Below are 1,853 nucleotides of genomic sequence, written 5' to 3'. Positions count from 1 at the left end.
GTCCCGGTGTGCCGAAGCTGTCGCGCGGGTTGGCATTCCACGGCGTGGGCGGGTACGGGTGGTAGTTGGCGATCTTGCCGTCGCGAATCACCATGTGGTGACTCAATACTCCGCGGACCGCCTCGGTGAAGCCGCAGCCGATGCCTTCCTTGGGCACGTCGAACTTCTCCCAGGTCTTGGTGCGGCCGGCTCGGATTTCGCCAAGTGCCTGCTCGCAGAAGTGCAGTGCACATGCCGCCGCATAGGCCTGGAAGTAAGTTCTCGCCCGGTCGCGCTCGATGGTGTTGGACCCGTGCTGCGGGATCTTCCACTCGAACTCGACCGGCCCCTTCAGCGCGGTCTTCGGCAAGTTGATCTGCACCGAATGACCGGTCGACTTGACGTAGCCAATGTCGACCAGGCCGGCTAGCGCCGTCGCCCACAGCCGGGCGAGCGGGCCCCCACCGGTGTCCAGAGCGAGGTGGTCCTTGCCGTCGAACCAGCGCGGCGACATCACCCAGCTGTAGTTGCCGCCGTCCATGTCCCGCTTCTGCGGATGCGGGTTGGTGTGCTGGTTCCATGGGTGGCGCCGGTCGACCGGGTTGCCCAACGGATCGGTCTTGACGAACATCTCCTGATCGGTCCAGTCGTCGTAATACGAACTGCCCAAAAGGATCCGGATGCCCAGGTTGATATCGACCAGCGAGTGGGTCACCAGCTTGCCGTCGACCACTACGCCCGGTGTGACGAACATGGCGTTGCCCCAACGCTCCATGTCCTTGTAATCGAAGTTGCACACCTCGGGGTCCTGGAATGAGCCCCAGCAGCCCAATAGGGTGCGGCGCAGACCGACCTTCTCGTAACCGGGAATCGCTTCGTAGAAGAAGTCGAAGAGATCGTCGTGCATGGGTACGACTTTCTTCATGAACTCGACGTAGCGCATCAGGCGGCTCATGTAGTCGGTCATCAACTGGATGGTTGCCACCGTGCCGACCCCGCCTGGGTACAGCGTGGACGGGTGCACATGCCTGCCTTCCATGAGGCAGAACATCTCTCGGGTGTACCGGCTGACTTGTAGCGCCTCACGGTAGAACTCCCCGCTGAACGGGTTGAGCGACCGCATGATGTCGGCGATGGTCTTGTATCCGTGTGCATCGGCGCGCGGAGCTGCGGTGTTTTCCGCTTTGGCCAGCACACCCGGGTTGGTTTCCGAGACCATCTTTTCGCAGAAGTCCACACCGACCAGGTTTTCTTGGAAGATGTTGTGGTCGAACATGTATTCCGCGGCTTCGCCGAGGTTGACGATCCACTCGCCCAAATGCGGCGGCTTGACCCCGTAAGCCATGTTCTGGCAGTAGCAGGAACAGGTGGCGTGGTTGTCACCGCAGATACCGCAGATGCGACTGGTGATGAAATGGGCGTCGCGAGGATCCTTGCCCCGCATAAATAATGAGTAACCGCGGAAGATGGACGATGTGCTGTGACACTCGACCACTTCGCGGTTCTCAAAGTCGATCTTGGTGTAGATGCCGAGGCTGCCCACGATCCGGGTGATCGGATCCCAGGCCATTTCGACGAGTTGGCCGGGCTCGCGCTTCGCGTGGGACGGCTCGGGGATGATCGTTGTCATCGAACTTTGCTCCGTATCTTCAGCTGCGAGGTCGTGTCGCGCCTTACCAGGTGCGGCGTGCGCCCGTCGTGAGTTTGTCGCCCTTGTGCCGCCACTTCGGCTCTTTGTCAACGGTGCGTGCGGTGACACCGCGCAGGTTGCGGATCAGCGAGCCATAAAGTCCTGAGGCGGTGGTGGAAACCTTGCCGCCCGGCGGCTCATCCATGAACGGCATGAACTTGTCCGGGAACCCGGGCATGGTGCA

1 protein-coding gene and 1 pseudogene are annotated in these 1,853 nt (G+C 61.4%); both read right to left on the bottom strand.

Features of this window, described 5'->3' with window-relative positions; genetic code table 11:
- Positions 1-1,609, bottom strand: a 1,609-nt coding sequence (locus tag WBF82_RS09575; protein ID WP_424382806.1) for a nickel-dependent hydrogenase large subunit, incomplete at its 3' end; no start/stop codon positions are given.
- A gap of 43 nt (positions 1,610-1,652) precedes the next feature.
- A pseudogene (locus WBF82_RS09570) lies at positions 1,653-1,853 on the bottom strand (hydrogenase expression protein HypE); the annotation flags it as partial.

Source organism: Mycobacterium sp. (genome assembly GCF_049673265.1).
In the GTDB taxonomy this organism is placed as follows: domain Bacteria; phylum Actinomycetota; class Actinomycetes; order Mycobacteriales; family Mycobacteriaceae; genus Mycobacterium.
The sequence above is the reverse complement of the archived record's forward strand: the minus strand, read 5'-3'. Positions and strand labels throughout refer to the sequence as shown.